This window comes from Demequina ureilytica (assembly GCF_048553575.1).
Lineage (GTDB): Bacteria > Actinomycetota > Actinomycetes > Actinomycetales > Demequinaceae > Demequina.
In genome coordinates, this window is record NZ_JBLZIE010000001.1 from 886,736 (window position 1) to 900,747 (window position 14,012).

Annotated in this window: 12 protein-coding genes; 2 read left to right on the forward strand and 10 right to left on the reverse strand. The window is 69.5% G+C overall.

Features of this window, described 5'->3' with window-relative positions; translation table 11 throughout:
* The first annotated feature begins 101 nt into the window (after nucleotides 1-101).
* Nucleotides 102-1,460, forward strand: a complete 1,359-nt coding sequence (locus ACNI3K_RS04015; RefSeq protein ID WP_419390560.1) for an MFS transporter — start codon at nucleotides 102-104, stop codon at nucleotides 1,458-1,460.
* Nucleotides 1,461-1,489: 29 nt separating this feature from the next.
* Nucleotides 1,490-2,560, forward strand: a complete 1,071-nt coding sequence (locus tag ACNI3K_RS04020; RefSeq protein WP_419390561.1) for a UDP-N-acetylmuramate dehydrogenase — start codon at nucleotides 1,490-1,492, stop codon at nucleotides 2,558-2,560.
* Between the two features lie 87 nt (nucleotides 2,561-2,647).
* Here ACNI3K_RS04020 and ACNI3K_RS04025 read toward each other — a convergent pair whose 3' ends face one another.
* The 10 genes from ACNI3K_RS04025 to ACNI3K_RS04070 all read right to left on the reverse strand — a co-directional run bounded on the left by ACNI3K_RS04025 (nucleotide 2,648) and on the right by ACNI3K_RS04070 (nucleotide 13,986).
* The gene (locus ACNI3K_RS04025) at nucleotides 2,648-5,188 is read right to left on the reverse strand and encodes an ABC transporter permease (protein ID WP_419390562.1); all 2,541 of its coding nucleotides are present in this window, start codon (nucleotides 5,186-5,188) and stop codon (nucleotides 2,648-2,650) included.
* A gap of 6 nt (nucleotides 5,189-5,194) precedes the next feature.
* Entirely contained in the window at nucleotides 5,195-5,944 is a 750-nt protein-coding gene (locus ACNI3K_RS04030) for an ABC transporter ATP-binding protein (protein ID WP_419390563.1), read from the reverse strand.
* A gap of 120 nt (nucleotides 5,945-6,064) precedes the next feature.
* Nucleotides 6,065-6,763 (reverse strand): response regulator transcription factor, encoded by a 699-nt coding sequence (locus ACNI3K_RS04035; RefSeq protein WP_419390564.1) that lies wholly within the window; start codon nucleotides 6,761-6,763, stop codon nucleotides 6,065-6,067.
* Nucleotides 6,760-8,040, reverse strand: coding sequence for a sensor histidine kinase (locus tag ACNI3K_RS04040; protein WP_419390565.1), 1,281 nt, complete (start codon nucleotides 8,038-8,040; stop codon nucleotides 6,760-6,762). Before ACNI3K_RS04040 ends, ACNI3K_RS04035 begins: the two co-directional genes overlap by 4 nt.
* 71 nt (nucleotides 8,041-8,111) lie before the next feature.
* Nucleotides 8,112-8,765: a response regulator transcription factor gene (locus tag ACNI3K_RS04045; RefSeq protein ID WP_419391099.1), complete on the reverse strand. Its 654-nt coding sequence runs from the start codon at nucleotides 8,763-8,765 to the stop codon at nucleotides 8,112-8,114.
* 5 nt (nucleotides 8,766-8,770) lie between these two features.
* Nucleotides 8,771-10,162, reverse strand: a complete 1,392-nt coding sequence (locus ACNI3K_RS04050) for a sensor histidine kinase (protein ID WP_419390566.1) — start codon at nucleotides 10,160-10,162, stop codon at nucleotides 8,771-8,773.
* Nucleotides 10,163-10,281: 119 nt separating this feature from the next.
* On the reverse strand, nucleotides 10,282-10,929 hold the full coding sequence (locus ACNI3K_RS04055; RefSeq protein WP_419390567.1) for a hypothetical protein: 648 nt from the start codon (nucleotides 10,927-10,929) through the stop codon (nucleotides 10,282-10,284).
* 66 nt (nucleotides 10,930-10,995) lie between these two features.
* Nucleotides 10,996-11,820, reverse strand: a complete 825-nt coding sequence (locus tag ACNI3K_RS04060) for an ABC transporter permease (RefSeq protein WP_419390568.1) — start codon at nucleotides 11,818-11,820, stop codon at nucleotides 10,996-10,998.
* On the reverse strand, nucleotides 11,817-12,695 hold the full coding sequence (locus ACNI3K_RS04065) for an ABC transporter ATP-binding protein (protein WP_419390569.1): 879 nt from the start codon (nucleotides 12,693-12,695) through the stop codon (nucleotides 11,817-11,819). Before ACNI3K_RS04065 ends, ACNI3K_RS04060 begins: the two co-directional genes overlap by 4 nt.
* Nucleotides 12,696-12,786: 91 nt before the next feature.
* Entirely contained in the window at nucleotides 12,787-13,986 is a 1,200-nt protein-coding gene (locus tag ACNI3K_RS04070; protein ID WP_419390570.1) for a pyridoxal phosphate-dependent aminotransferase, read from the reverse strand.
* Between the last annotated feature and the right edge of the window lie 26 nt (nucleotides 13,987-14,012).

A 14,012-nucleotide genomic window follows, 5' to 3' on the forward strand; every position in this document is an offset into this window, starting at 1 on the left:
GTGCCGACCGCGGCGCCGCTCCGACGACGGCACTGTGCTGACGATGGCGCTGTGCCGATGACGGCAACCCGGCGCCCCGCGCCGATCGCAGACAGGACCTCATGGCCATCACCTTCGCCCACGCGCCCACGACGAGCCCCGAGCCCGCTCGCGTGCGAACCGCACGCTTCGCCGTGCTCGGGCTGTTCGCCATCATGGGCGCGATGCTGTCTACGTTCCTGTCGCGTGTGCCCTCGATCCGCGACCTGCTGGACGTCAGCGTCTCGGGACTGGCCAACCTCATCGTATTCGGCGCCTTCGGTGCCCTCGCGGGGCTGCTCGTGACGGGGTGGTCGGCGGCCAAGTTCGGCACCCGGGCGCTGCTGTGGTGGTCCAGCTTCATGCACCTGGGCGCCTTCTCGCTGGTGGCGCTGTCGACGCTCGTGGCGTCCCCACCGCTGTTCGCGATCGGGCACTTCCTGGTGTCGTTCTCGTTCGCGTTCACGAACGTTGCGATGAACGCGGAGGCGGCCGAGGTCGAGCGCCGCATGGGCCGGGCGGTGATGCCGCAGTTCCACGCGGCGTTCTCTGTCGGCATGGCCGGCGCGCTGGGCCTCGGGGCGCTGGTGTCGCACCTCGGTGTCGCGCCGGTGTGGCACTTCATCGCCGTAGCAGCCGTCCTCACGTCGGTCCGCCTCGCCATCATCCCGGCCGCGACCATGGACGGCAGGCCCGCTCCCCACACCGGCGAGGTGTCGCTGGGCGGGCCCTTCGCGACGGCCCGCGCCGAGTACCGTGATCGGCGCGTGCTCCTGATCGGAGTGATTCTGTTCGCGGCCTCGATGACGGAGATGTCGGCAGCGCAGTGGATGTCGCTCGCGATCGTCGACGACTTCGGCAGGCCCGAGGCGGTGGGCGACCTCATGTACTGGGTGTTCGTGGTCGCGATGGTGACGGTGCGTTGGTTCGGCGCTCCCATCATCGCGCGCCTGGGCCGTGTGGTGGCGCTGCGCGCGAGCGCCATCGCGGTGGTGTCCGGACTGCTGCTGTTCGCGTTCACGCCCGTGTTCTGGCTGGTGCCTGTCGCGGCCGCGGTGTGGGGAGTGGGAGCCGCGCTCGGCGTCCCCATCGGCTTCTCGGCGGCCGCAGACGAACCGGGCAGGGCGGCCGCCCGCGTCGCGGCGGTCGCATCGTTCTCCACGGTGGCAGGCCTGATGGTGCCGCCGCTCATCGGCTACCTCGGCGAGGCCGTGGACCTCAGCAACGCGCTCCTCGTGGTGGCCCTGGCCTCGATCGCGTCGTTCGTCCTCGCCCGCGCCGTGCGCAAGGACGGAGGGTTGTTCGGAAGCCGCAGGGCCGCGCTCCGGAAGGTCGGGGCAGGCCGCTTGGCGGCCGCCGACAAGGAGGCCGACGGGCCCGCGGTCGCCGCCGGCGCGACGACCGCGACGGGCGCCCCCGACGCCCCGGTGCGAGGCGAGTGACCATTGAGACTCGCAGATACCCTGGGCCCATGACCACTCTGGCTGAGCTCACGACCCTGCGTGTGGGCGGGCCGGTGGGCAGGCTCGTCTCAGCGCGCACCGAGCGCGAGCTGATCGACGCATGTGTCGATGCCGACCGTGCCGGTGAGCCGCTGCTCGTGCTCGGCGGCGGATCGAACCTGCTCGCGGCTGACGACGGCTTCCCGGGTGCCGTGGTGCGCGACGGTCGCACGGACATCTCGGTCCAGGACGACGGGATGTGCGGGGGAGTGTCCGTCACGGTGACGGCAGGTGTCCCGTGGGACGACGTCGTGCAGCGTGCGGTCGACGAAGGGTGGGTCGGCATCGAGGCGCTGTCCGGCATCCCGGGCTCCACTGGCGCCACCCCGGTGCAGAACGTGGGCGCCTACGGAGCCGAGGTCGCGGACGTCATCGCCATCGTGCGCGTGTGGGACCGGCTCGAGGAGCGGGTCCGTTCGCTGCCGAGGGTCGACTGCGGATTCGGATACCGCGACTCCGTGCTCAAGAGGTCGATGCGCGGAGCCGCCCCCGATGCGGGCGTGTGGCAGCCGACGCCCCGCTACGTCGTGCTCGACGTCACGTTCCAGATGCGCCAAGGGACCCGCTCCGGCCCGATTCGGTACGCGCAGCTCGCCGGCGCACTCGGGATCGAGGTGGGGGGCCGCGCGCCCATCGCGGACGTCCGCGAGGCGGTGCTGCAGGTGCGCGGTGCCAAGGGGATGGTGCTCGATGCCGGCGACCGCGACACGTGGAGCGCGGGATCGTTCTTCACGAACCCGGTGCTGACGGCCGATGCGGCGGCGGGCCTGCCCAGCGCGGCTCCACGATTCGAGGCCGGCGACGGCCTGGTCAAGACCTCGGCCGCGTGGCTCATCGAGCAGGCCGGCTTCAGCCGCGGGTACCGCCTCGACGGTTCTGCAGCAGCGCTGTCGACCAAGCACACGCTCGCGCTCACCAACCAGGGCGGGGCCACCGCCGCGGACCTCGCGGCTCTTGCGCGCACGATCCGGGATGGCGTGAGCGAGCGGTTCGGCGTCGCGCTGGCCCCTGAGCCGGTGCTGCTCGGCGTGAGCCTCTAGCCCACGCCGGCACGCCCGCACAGACCAAGCGGCCGATGCGCACTCACCTGAGTGCGCATCGGCCGCTTGGCTGGTGTGCCCGGTTCGCTAACCGTCGGTGGCGATCGCCTTGAGGATGTCGAGCCGCGACGCCCGCCACGCGGGCCATAGTGCCGCTACGACACCGGCGACCGCGGCCAGGACCGTGTAGATCACGAGCCAGACCCACGGAATCGTGACGCCGCTGAACCCGAAGTCCTCGAGGGCGAGCACCAGGGCCGAACCGAGCGACACGCCCAGAATCATGCCCAGGACGGTGCCGAACACGGCCATCACCATGGACTCCACGGTGATCATGCGCCACACCGAGCTGCGCTTGAGGCCGACTGCTCGGAGCAGCCCGATCTCTCGCGTGCGTTCCGTGACCGATAGCAGCAGCGTGTTGGCCACGCCCAGGATCGCGATCACCAGCGCGCTGCCGAGCAGTGCCGAGATCACGCCCAGCAGCAGATCGATGAACTGGTTGGCGAACTGCTCGAGCTGCCCGGGCTGCTGCAGCGTCACCAGCGGGTAGTCCTCCGCCAGGGCGTCCTGAAGCGCCGTCTGCGCCTCTTCCACCTCCATGCCGTCCTCGAGCACCACCAGGGCCTGCACGATGGTCGGCTCGCCGAACAGCTCGGCCGCTGTGGCCTCGTCGATCACGAAGTTGGAGTCGCCATCGAGCAGGTACCGGCCGGTTACCTCGAGCGTGACGGAGCCCTCCGGCCCCTCGATCGTGATGTCGTCTCCGACCTCGTACCCCAGATCCTGAATGGCGGAGTCGATGAAGGCGCCGCCGTCGAGCTGAGCGATCTCGGGCTCGGTGTCGTAGTCGAACGCGTCCTCGATCGTCGCCGGGTCCACGGACTGGACCGTGCGGCTGCTGCCGTCGACCTGCGCCGAGTCGTATCCGATGCCGTTGACGATCTCGACCCCGTCCACCTCTGTCAGCACGTCGAGCGCGCCAGGCGGAATCGCACCCTGAGTCGAGAAGACGAAGAAGTCGGCCTGGGTCTGCGCGAACTGCTCGGTCACCACCGACTTGAGCGACTCGGTGAACGTGGCCACGAGGGCGAGCAGCATGACGCCGATCATCAGAGCGGCTGCGGTGTTCGCACTGCGCCGCGGCTCGCGCCGGATGTTGTTCGCGGCGAGCTTGCCGTCCACCCCGAACATCCGTGTGAGCAGGCTGCGCAGGCCGTACGCCATCGGCACCAGCACCTGGGCCGCGAGCAGGGTCGCCCCCAGCACCAGCAGCACGGCGCCGACGCCTACGTAGATGTAGGGACGGTCGAGTCCCGCGAACAGTCCGGTGCCGATCGCGATCGCTCCCACCAGGGCCATCGCGGCGCCGACGATGTTGCGAACCTTGAGCGGCTTCTTGCCGCCGGTGGCCGATTCGCGCAGCGCCTCCATGGGGGAGATGCGTGACGCCGTGATGGCGGGGAGTAGGGCGGAGATCAGCGTGACCAGCGTGCCGAGCGCGTATGCCCACAGCACCGCGTCGAGCGGCAGCGTGAGCGACCCGAAGATGTCGCCGGCGAACAGGCTGACCAGCCACGCTGCGGCGAGCGCGAGCAGGTAGCCCGTGACGATGCCGATCGTGGAGGCGATGATCGCCACCACGAGGGCCTCGAGCAGGATCATGGACCTGACCTGGCGACCCGTCACGCCGATCGCCCGCATGAGCCCGAACTCTCGCGTGCGCTGGGTGACGATGATGCGGAACGTGTTGACGATGATGTAGGCGCCCACGAACAGTGAGATCAGTGCGAAGGCGATGGCGAAGATGTCGACGTACTGCAGGACGTCATCGAGAGCCGCGGTCTCCTCCGCGGCCTTGTCCTCTCCGGTGATGGCGCGGGTCCCGTCGGGGATCACCTCCGACACGCGGTCGACCACCGCATCCGCGTCTGCGTCCTCCGTGACGAGCACGCTCACCTGCTGGAAGTTCGGATCGTTCGCGAGGGTGTGAGCGTCGTCGCCGGTCATGAAGGCCAGCGTGGCGCCCTGCAGGCTGTTGGATTCGCCGAATCTCACGGTGCCCACGAGATCGAACTCGGTCACGCCATCGTCGGTGGCGATACGCACGGTGTCGCCGATGTCGTATCCGAGCCGGGGCGCGGAGTCGATGTCGAGCACCAGCTCGCCGTTCGACTCGGGGCCGCGGCCGTCGACGAGGGTCGACTGGTCGATCTCGGGGATGCCGGTCCAGTTGAACAGCTGGCTGGGAGCGCCACCGCCGGTGAACGGGTCAGCGGCGGGCTCGCCCGTGTCGGGGGGAAGCACGGCGCCGGGGACCTGGATGCCGCCCATCGCGACGTCCACTCCCTCGACGGCGGCGATGGCCTCGACGTCCCCGTCGGCGAATACGCCTTCGGTGGCGGCGAACGGGTCGCCGCCCCCCGACTCGGCTTCATCGGGGTCTTCCTCGACGATCACGTCGGTGCCGGCGTAGATGTCTGAGAACAGCCCGGAGAAGCCCGACGACAACGCGTTGGTGAAGGTGTGCGATGCGGCGACGAGCGAGACGCCCAGTGCTACCGCGATAGCCGTGAGGATGAGCCGCTTGGGGTTGTGCCGAACGGACTTGAGCGCAATCTTGAACATCGCGGCCTAGTGCCCCATCTGCTTCATGCGGTCGAGCACGCGCTCTGCGGTGGGCTCGCGCATCTCGTCGACGATCCGGCCGTCCTCGAGGAAGACGATCCGGTCCGCGTATGCCGCGGCGGTCGGGTCGTGCGTCACCATGACGATGGTCTGGCCGAACTCCTTGACCGCGCGGCGCATGAACGTCAGCAGCTCGGAGCCGGAGCGCGAGTCGAGGTTGCCGGAGGGCTCGTCGGCAAAGATGATCTCGGGGCGTGCCACGAGGGCGCGGGCGACGGCCACGCGCTGCTGCTGACCGCCCGAGAGCTCGGCGGGCAGGTGGGTGAGTCGGTCCCCCAGCCCGAGGATCGCGATGATCTCGTCGAACCACGCCTTGTCGACGTCGGTGCCCGAGATGTCGAGCGGAAGGGTGATGTTCTCGCGGGCGTTCAGCGAGGGGATCAGGTTGAAGGACTGGAACACGAAGCCGATGTACTTGCGGCGGACCTCGGTGATCTGCGCCTCGGACAGCGACGTGATCGTGGTCTCGGCGATCGTGGAGGATCCGGCCGTGAGCCGGTCGAGCCCCGCGAGAGTGTGCAGCAGCGTCGACTTGCCCGAGCCCGAGGGACCCATGATCGCGGTGAACTCGCTGCGGGCGATGTCGACGTTGATGCCGTCGAGGGCGCGCACAGCCGCCTCGCCGAATCCGTAGTCCTTGTAGCCGTCGCGCATCGTGGCCGCGAGCGCCTGCGCGGGGGCAGCGGTGGTGGTCATGGGGTGGCCTTTCGTGAGGGTGGTGTCGATCCGGGACAAGTGTGCCAACCGCGGCCGATGCAGGGGTATCCCTCCCGAGGACGGTTCGCCAAGGTCGTTCTCAGGGATGACCCTGGCGGGTCACCCTTTGGGGATGACAATTCCAGACTCGTACGCCTCCACCACGGCCTGGACGCGATCGCGGACGCCGAGCTTGGTGAGGATGTGACTCACGTGCGTCTTCACCGTGGTCGGCGACACCCACAGCTCCTTGGCGATCTCCTGGTTCGACATCCCCCGCGCGATGAGCTGGAGCACCTCGACCTCGCGCTCGGACAGGTCACCGATCGCCTCGGGCGGCGGCACGTACGCTCCCTGCGGCTCGGGGCTCGAGGGCGGCACCGTGGCGGGCGTGGCTGCAGGTACCGCGAATCGCTCAATGACCCTGCGGGTGACCTCGGGAGCGAGCAGCGCCTCGCCTCCCGCCACCACGCGCACGGCGTTCACCAGCGTGTCGCCGTCGGCGCTCTTGAGCAGGAATCCGGAGGCCCCCACGCGAAGGGCCTCGTAGACGTACTCGTCGTCGTCGAAGGTGGTGAGGATGACCACGCGGGCGTCGGGATGGGCCGCGATCACCTGCTCGGTGGCGGCCAGCCCGTCCATGCCTGGCATGCGGATGTCCATCAGCACGACATCGGGGGTGTGATCCCGGACGAGCGCTTGTGCGTCGGCCCCGTCGGCGGCCTCGCCCACGATCTCGATGTCGTTCTCGGCCTCGAGGATCATGCGCAGCCCTACGCGCACCATCGCCTGGTCGTCGACCAGCCCTACTCTGATCACGCGGATGCCCCTTTCGATTCGATTGGCAGCGGCCGTTCGTCGGCGGCCGGGCCGGAGACCTGGTCATCCCCGGACGGCAGCACGGCGTGCACCTGGAAGCCACCGCCCCGGCGCGGGCCATGCGACAGCGCCCCGCCGAGCGCCTGGACCCGCTCTGCGACGCCGGTGAGCCCATGACCGCCGGGAAGGCGCGGCCCGTCTCCGGTCACGCCACGGCCGTCGTCCTCGACGCTGATGTGCACCGCGTGGGCGGTGCGCTTGACGATCACGTCTGCGCGCGCCCCCGGCCCCGCGTGCTTGAGGGCATTGGTGAGCGCCTCCTGGATGATCCGGTATGCGCTCACCTCGACCCCGGCCGGCACGTGTGCGGAGCCCGAGATCTCGAGGGTGACGGGCAGTCCCGAGTCCTGGACGTGGCGCACGAGCGTGGGCAGCGCCGCGAGCGACGGCATGGGGGACAGGCCGTCGATGGCGGAGGTGCCCATGGCCAGTGCGCGGTCCGAGTCCACGCGCTCGTTCGCCTCCAGCTCGGAGGCGCGCAGCACGCCGATCATGCGCTGCATCTCCTCCAGGCCCGACCGGCCCGATGCCGCGATCGTCGCCAGGGTGCCGGCGAGCTCGTCGTCCGCGGCTCCCAGTCGCCGACGGGCTCCCTCGGCCTGCAACGTCATCACCGTGATCTCGTGCGCGACCACGTCGTGAAGCTCGCGCGCGATCCGGGCGCGCTCGGCGCGGACCGCGTCCGTCGCGGCCTCGTAGCCGGCCTGCTCGCGGCGCGCGTGCGCGACCTCGAGCTCACTCAGACGCTGACGGCGGCGGCGATCCCCGATCCCGATGGCGAACGGCACGATCACCGCGACCGGGATGGCGAAGACGGCACTGGTCGGCACGGCCTCCGAGGTCATCGCCCCGACGGCCGTCCAGGCCAGCATCACGCCCATCAGTGCCGCGCTGTGACGGATCGAGGTGGCCCGCGGCATGTAGGACGCGACGCCGTAGATCGCGAGGAACAGCCCGAGCATGGCCGGCGTCGCCTCGTAGCCGAGCCCTACCACGACGATCCACGCTGCGGCGGTCAGCCACAGCACCGCGCGCGGGTAGCGCTGCCGCCACAGCAGCGGAATGACCATCGCTGCGAGCAGCACATAGCCCAGCGGATCGATCGGCCGGATCTCCGCGTACTGGAAGCCCGTGAGCGATGCGGCCCACATCATGCTCAGCACCAGCAGCGCGCCTACGACGAGCGCGTCGTTCCACCGTGGTGGCCTGAGGTCCATGAGACCAAAGCGTAGGCGCACCCAGCCGCACGCGCATCGGCCGCTCGCCCGATGCGGACGAGACCGAGGGCTCAGCCGACGAATCGGTAGCCGACTCCGCGCACCGTCTGGATGGCGCTCTGGCCCACGTGCGTGCGCAAGTAGCGGATGTAGACGTCGAGCACGTTGTCCCTGGCCGCCGAGCCCCACACCTCCTGCAGGGCATCCGCGCGTGGCACCACCTCGCCCCCGCGTGACATCAGGAGGTGGGCGAGCTGGAACTCGCGGGGGCTCAGGGGCACGTCGATGCCGTCGCACGCGAGGGTGCGCTCGACCGGATCGAGCTCGCACCTGCCCACGCGGATGAGCTGCGCCGAGCTCGGGTCTTCCTCGGCTCGTGCGCGAGCCCGCAGCCGGATCCGCGCCACCAGCTCATCGAACGAGAAGGGCTTGGCCATGTAGTCATCGGCGCCCCGCTCGAGTCCGCGCACGGTGTCCTCGGCCGAGGTGCGCGCCGTCAGGATGATGACGGGCAGCTCCGAGCCTGAGGCGCGTAGCCTCCGCAGCACCGTGAAGCCCTCCTGGTCGGGCAGGCCGATGTCGAGCACCATGATGTCGAAGCCGTCCTCGAGCGCGAGTCGGAGACCGTCGCGCCCGGTGCGCACTGCCGTGACTTCCACGTCCGCCGTGCGCAGGCCCTTGGTCAGCGACTCGACCAGCCTGGCCTCGTCCTCGACCAGCAGCATCTTGATCACGCGCCATCTCCGTTCCTTGGTATCACCAGTGTGAAGGTCGAGCCTTCGCCCTGCTGGGACCACAGGGTGAGCCGTCCTCCGTGCGCGGCGGCGATCGCGGCAGCGATCGGCAGACCGAGCCCGGTGCCCTCCGTCTCGGGATCGACGCGGTGGAACCGTTCGAGCACACGCTTGCGATCCTCGGGCGCGATCCCTCGACCTTCGTCCGTGACCCACAGGCGGAGCTCGGTGGGCATGGCGGCGCTTCCGATTCTCACCGTGCTGCCGGTAGCAGAGAACTTCACCGCATTGGCCACCAGCTGCAACCACGCCTGGGTCACGCGCTGCGCGTCGAGCGGAAGCTCGACATCGGCGACGGACTCGAGCAGCCATTCTCGGTCGCCGAGCGCCTGAGCGCGCGCGAACGTGATCTCGGTCAGCTCGGCCACCGCCACCGTCTCGCGCAGCACGAACTCGGGACGGTCGGACTTCGCGAGCGTCACGAGGTCGTCGACGAGTCGCGACATCATGTCGACCTCGTCGAGCAGGTCGCTCTGAACACGGAGCACCTCGACCGGATCGCGAGGTTCGATGAGTTCGAGGTTGGTGCGCATGATCGCGAGCGGCGTGCGCAGCTCATGAGACGCGTCGTCGAGCAGTTGGCGCTGGTCGGCGAAGGCGCGCTCGAGACGGTCCAGCATGGCGTTGACGGTGCGGGACAGCCGAGACAGGTCGTCGTGCCCCGTGACGGGGATGCGTTCGGCGAGGTCGTGCTCGCTGATGTGGCGCGCCTTGCCCTCGAGGACGGAGATCGGGTGCAGCATGCGGCCCACCGTCGTCCATCCGATGACCCCGATCATCGCGAGTGCGACCAGCGCGACCAGCGCGTAGATGCGGAAGGTCTCGGTCAGGTTCGCGACCAGGGCGCCGCGATCAGTGGCGATGGTGAACACCGCCACGGTGTCGCCGTCCGGCTCGACGATCGGGACCGCCGCGTACCGGTAGTCCGCCAGCTCGGTGACGGCCGCACGGACGACGACCGTCTGGGCTGCGCGCTCCGCGGCCACGGTGAGGAACTCGGGATCATCCTCGAGGCGTAGGCGCTGGGGCGAGGACGGCACGAATCTTGGGACGGGTCCGACGTGTGCCACGGCGCTCTCGGTGGGGCTCGCGACCACCCGGATCATCGCCTCGCGCATGAGGTCCTCGGAAGTGGCGTAGGGCTCCCCGGTCGTAGGGTCCGGGGCCTCGGCGAGTTCGATGAAAGCCTCGGTGCGCAACGCCAGCCCGTCGACGATGGTCGCGTCGATGCGCGCACGCTCGATGACGTATGCCGTGATGCCCGCGATGGTGAGAGCGGCGGCAGTGAGGGTGACGAGATACGTGAGCACCCGCGCCCGCACGGTCATGCGTCGAGCCGGGTGTGCGATGTGTTCGATCAGGCGCGCGATGAGACCCTCCTGCGCCTACGCTAGCGCCCTCGTGCCCGCAGGCGTGGCGCCACCGCCGGACTCGGCAATCGGCGCGATCAGCGGCGGTTGCGTGACTCGCCGCGCTGGTGATCGGCGTTGCGCTCGCGCTGCCAGTCCCGGAGCCGCTCCTCCCAGGCGTCCGCCCAGGCTGGATCGTCCATGGCGTCCCGCCCGCTGCCCGTGCCCCAGTCGCAGTCACGCGCCGCCTCGTGCCGGTCCTCGGCCCACTCGTCCAGCTCACGAGTCCATGCCCCGACGTCCGCCCTGCCATCGGGCGGCGGGGGCAGCGTGCACGACGATGGGGCCGCTGGCGCCGGTTTGGGCTCCGGCACGGCCGCGACTGGGCGCTCCGCCTGTCCGGACACGACTGGGCGCTCCGCCTGTCCGGACACGACTGGGCCCGACGCCTGACGGCGCTGGCCCTCGCACACGCCCTCGTCGCTGCATTCGATCGCGCCCGGGCCCACCTCGACGGGGCCCACCTCCACCGCCGTCACCGTCTCGTCACTCGGCTCGGCGCTCGCGACCGCCGCCACCACCGCGGGGGTCACCGAGGCGGGGTCCTCCTGGTGCAGCTCAACCGCGGTGGCGACCGGTGCGGTATCCGGGGCGCCGGCCATCGCGCTCGCGGTGCCCGCCACGATCACGCTCACGCCCAAGAAGCCCGCAGCGACGGCGAGAGTGCGCAAGTGTGTGCGAATCATGGCAACAGTATGGTCGCGGGTGCCTGAGGTGTTCCACAAGCGGGTGTGCGGTCGGCCGGCAAGGGGTCAGCGGTCCTCGGCGCGCATCCACCGGAAGGTGCGAACCGACACGATCAATCCCAGCACGAACCAGACGGTGAGCATCACTGCGGTCATGGGGTGCTCCCACGAGCCGTGAGCCTCTTGGGATTCGAAGTACTCCGGCAGGAACACCGAGCGCATTCCCTGTGCGAGCCACTTCAGCGGGAAGATCTCGGCGACGGTCTGCAGGTACGTGGGCAGCTGGGTGAAGACGAAGAACACCCCCGAGGTGAACTGCAGGAACAGCACCACCGGGGTCAGGATGGCGGACGCGGACTTGCCGTTGCGCAGCAGCGACGACGTGGCGATTCCCACAGCCGAGGATGCGGCGGTGCCGAGCAGGAACACCCAGGTGAAGGTCCACCAGCGGCCCGGATCCGTGGGGAGCGTCACGTCGTACAGCAGCACGCCGAGCGTCAGCAGTATGGCGATCTGCACGATCGACACGAGCAGCACCTGCACGATCTTGCCGCTGAAGTACGCCGTGGCCGGCAGGGGGGTGGCATAGATGCGCTTGAGCAGATCCTCGTCGCGGTCGATCGACAGCGAGATCGCAAGCGACTGGAACCCAGTATTCAGAATTCCTGTGGCGATCATTCCTGCGAGGAAGTACTGCGCGAACGTGACGTCGGTGTCGCCCAGCGTCTGTTCGCCGAAGATGGTGCCGAACAGCACGAGGAAGATCATGGGGAAGGCGAAGATGAAGATCATCTGCTCGCGAGAGCGGGTGAACTCCTTGAGCTCGATCACGATCCGGTTCGTGAGCAGCGAGCCCCATCCGGGCGATCGGCGGGTATCCACGGCGCTCATGCCGCCATCTCCTTCTCGGCCTCTGCGTCCGCCTGCGCCGCGGCACCGATCAGATCCAGGTACACATCCTCGAGGGACGGGTGAGTGATCTGTAGGCGCGGAATCTCGCCGTCGTGGCGCGCGAGCAGGTCACGGAGGTAAGCCGTCGGCGTGGGGGTCGCCTCCCGGTGCGTGACGTCGCCGTCCACCCAGCTCACCCACGCATCTGTCGCGCGGGCCCTCAGGCCCTCTGGGGTGTCCAGCGCGACCATCGAGCCATTGGCGATGATGCCGATGCGGTCAGCGAGCCGGTCCGCCTCGTCCAGATAGTGCGTGGTGAGAAGGATCGTCGTGCCGTGCTCGCGGAGTGACTCGATGAGAGTCCAGAACTGGCGTCGCGCCTCGGGGTCGAAGCCGGTGGTGGGCTCGTCGAGGAACACGAGTTCGGGGTTGCCCATGACGGCGAGAGCGACGTCCAACCTTCTGCGCTGGCCGCCCGAGAGCAGCTGCGGCTTGGCATCCGCCTTCTCGGTGAGCCCCACAGCCGCGAGCGCCTCATCGACGTCGCGCGGGTGCGGGTAGAGGCGCGAGGCATGGTGGAGCGCCTCGCGGGCGGTGAGCACGCTGCTCCCGCTGGTCGACTGCAGCATCACACCGAGTCGCTCGCGCCACTGACGGGTAGGGCGAGCGGGGTCGACGCCGAGCACCGTCACGTCGCCCCCACTGCGTTTGCGGAAACCGCCCAGGATCTCCACGGCGGTCGACTTGCCGGCACCGTTGGGCCCGAGCAGCGCGAACACCTCGCCGCGGTGCACCTCCAAGTCGATGCCATCGACCGCGTTCTTTGTTCCGTACGTCTTGCGGAGGCCCGTGACAGTGATCGCTTCGTCGCTCATGCGACCGAGGCTAGCGAGAACTGACCCAGCCCGCGCATCGGCCGCGCGAACGATCTCCCGTGGCCGGAATGATGACTCGCGCCGAGGCTGCTTAGGACAGCAGCGACTGAATGCGGCCTACGCCCTCGGCGAGGTCATCGTCACCCAGCGCATAGCTCAGCCGTGCGTAGCCCGAAGGGCCGAAGGCCTCACCGGGCACGATCGCGACCTCGGCCTCCTCGAGGATGATCGTCGCGAGCTCGGCCGACGTGGTCGGCACCCTGCCCCGAATCTCCCGCCCGAGCACGCCCTCGACCGACGGGTAGGCGTAGAACGCCCCCCGGGGCGTCGGCACCTCGAAGCCGTCGATCTCGCGGAGCATGTCGACCATGGTGCGGCGGCGGCGGTCGAAGGCCGTGCGCATCTGCTGGACCTCTTCGAGCCCGCCCTGGAGCGCCGCGATTGCCGCGCGCTGGGACACGTTGGCGACATTGGAGGTGAGGTGGCTCTGGAAGTTGGTGGCGGCCTTGATCACGTCGCCAGGGCCGATCATCCAGCCCACTCGCCAGCCGGTCATCGCGTACGTCTTGGCGACGCCGTTGAGCACGATGCAGGTGTCGGCGAGGCCGGGCACCGCCGAGAGCATCGGCGTGAACTCAGCGCCGTCGTAGAGCAGGTGCTCGTAGATCTCGTCGGTGATGACCCAGATGTCGTGTTCGAGTGCCCACTCGCCGATCGCCTTGGTCTGCTCGGGTGAGTACACCGCGCCGGTCGGGTTCGAGGGGCTGCAGAACAGCAGCGCCTTGGTGGCATCGGTGCGCGCCGCCTCGAGCTGCTCGACAGTCACCAGATAGTCCTGGTCGGCTCCGGCGAACACTTCGACCGGGGTGGCGCCGGTCAGTGAGATCGCCTCGGGGTACGTGGTCCAGTACGGCGCGGGCAGGATGACCTCGTCGCCCGGGTCGAGCACTGCGGCGAAGGCCTGGAAGACGGCCTGCTTGCCGCCGTTGGTGACCAGCGTGGTGGCGGGGTCGATCTCGTAGCCCGAGTCGCGCATGGTCTTGTCCGCGATCGCCTGGCGGAGGTCGGGCAGACCGGCCGCAGGCGTGTAGCGGTGAGTGCGCGGGTCCTGCGCGGCCTCGATCGCAGCGTCGACGATGAACTGCGGCGTCGCGAAGTCGGGCTCGCCAGCACCAAAGCCGATCACCGGGCGACCGGCGGCCTTGAGAGCCTTCGCCTTGGCGTCGACGGCGAGGGTGGCGGAAGGCGCGATGGCGCCGAGGCGGGCAGAGACACGGTTCTTTGCAGTCACGGTGTCCAGTCTTCCATGCTTGCGTC

Excerpts from the sequence above, each read along its gene's own strand:
- ACNI3K_RS04015 (WP_419390560.1), top strand. The coding sequence starts at position 102 with ATGGCCATCACCTTCGCCCACGCGCCCACGACGAGCCCCGAGCCCGCT.
- ACNI3K_RS04020 (WP_419390561.1), top strand. The coding sequence starts at position 1,490 with ATGACCACTCTGGCTGAGCTCACGACCCTGCGTGTGGGCGGGCCGGTG.
- ACNI3K_RS04025 (WP_419390562.1), bottom strand. The coding sequence starts at position 5,188 with ATGTTCAAGATTGCGCTCAAGTCCGTTCGGCACAACCCCAAGCGGCTC.
- ACNI3K_RS04030 (WP_419390563.1), bottom strand. The coding sequence starts at position 5,944 with ATGACCACCACCGCTGCCCCCGCGCAGGCGCTCGCGGCCACGATGCGC.
- ACNI3K_RS04040 (WP_419390565.1), bottom strand. The coding sequence starts at position 8,040 with ATGGACCTCAGGCCACCACGGTGGAACGACGCGCTCGTCGTAGGCGCG.
- ACNI3K_RS04045 (WP_419391099.1), bottom strand. The coding sequence starts at position 8,765 with ATGCTGCTGGTCGAGGACGAGGCCAGGCTGGTCGAGTCGCTGACCAAG.
- ACNI3K_RS04050 (WP_419390566.1), bottom strand. The coding sequence starts at position 10,162 with ATGACCGTGCGGGCGCGGGTGCTCACGTATCTCGTCACCCTCACTGCC.
- ACNI3K_RS04055 (WP_419390567.1), bottom strand. The coding sequence starts at position 10,929 with ATGATTCGCACACACTTGCGCACTCTCGCCGTCGCTGCGGGCTTCTTG.
- ACNI3K_RS04060 (WP_419390568.1), bottom strand. The coding sequence starts at position 11,820 with ATGAGCGCCGTGGATACCCGCCGATCGCCCGGATGGGGCTCGCTGCTC.
- ACNI3K_RS04065 (WP_419390569.1), bottom strand. The coding sequence starts at position 12,695 with ATGAGCGACGAAGCGATCACTGTCACGGGCCTCCGCAAGACGTACGGA.